The organism is Streptomyces calidiresistens (assembly GCF_014141525.1).
GTDB classification, from domain to species: domain Bacteria; phylum Actinomycetota; class Actinomycetes; order Streptomycetales; family Streptomycetaceae; genus Streptomyces; species Streptomyces calidiresistens.
This window is the reverse complement of sequence record NZ_VKHS01001331.1, coordinates 1-894: the sequence shown is the minus strand read 5'-3', so window position 1 is coordinate 894 and position 894 is coordinate 1. Positions and strand designations below refer to the sequence as shown.

At 81.0% G+C, this 894-nt stretch carries 1 protein-coding gene; it reads right to left on the bottom strand.

The genetic code is table 11. From position 1 onward, the window contains the following. Positions 1–119: 119 nt before the first annotated feature. Positions 120–894 (bottom strand): type II secretion system F family protein (locus tag FOE67_RS27145; RefSeq protein ID WP_228474357.1); only part of this gene is annotated, 775 nt, incomplete at its 5' end.

Here is an 894-nt window from a genome sequence, read left to right as displayed (position 1 = left end):
CACCACGCACAGCAGGACGGCCGCCACGCCGATGACCGGCCCCGCTCCCCCGCCCCCGGTGGCCGCGGCGCCGATCCCGGCCCAGGGCGGGGCGAGGGGCGGGGGCGTCGGCAGGACGCTCACCGCCCGGCCCTCCGACGGAGGCGGCCGGGACCGGCCGCCGCACCGCGCTCGGCGGAGCGGACGATCGCCGCCGCCCAGGCGAGTCCGAGCCCCTCCAGCAGGCATCCGGCCGCCAGACAGATCCGGCCCACCCCGGTGTGCAGGAGGACGTCCACCGGTGCCGCGCCCATCAGGGAACCCAGCACCAGGCCGACCGGGGGAAGGCCGGCCAGGACCAGGGCGGTGGTGCGCGGGCCGGCCAGCTCGGCGCGCAGGTCGGCCCGCCGATCGCGCTCGGCCCGCAGGGTGTCGGCCACCCGGTCCAGGCCGTCGGCCAGGGAGGAGCCGCTGTCCAGGGCCACCCGCCAACAGGCCGCCGCCGCGCCGAGCCCCTCGGCCCCGGGCTCGGCGGAGAGCCGTCGCAGCGCCTCCGGCACGCCGTCCCCCGACCGGGCGGCGAACAGGACCTCGGGGGCCCGGGAGCCGAGCCCGGCCGTCCCCGCCGCCACCAGCGCCCGGTACGGCGGCAGTCCGGCCCTCGCCTCGGCGGCGACCGCCGCGCACCAGGAGATCACCTCCTCGACCCGGCGGTCGGCCGCCGCCCGCAGTCGGCGGCGATGCCGGGCCCGCAACAGGACGGGGATCACCACCAGGGCGAGGAGCACCGGGATCGGTGAGGCGGTCGCCGGCGCGGCCGGAACGGAGAGAAGGGTCCCGGCGGCGATGACCGGGAGGGTGCCGGGTGCGGGCCGGGGAACGGCCCGGGGCCGCCGGGACGGGGCCCGGCGGGGT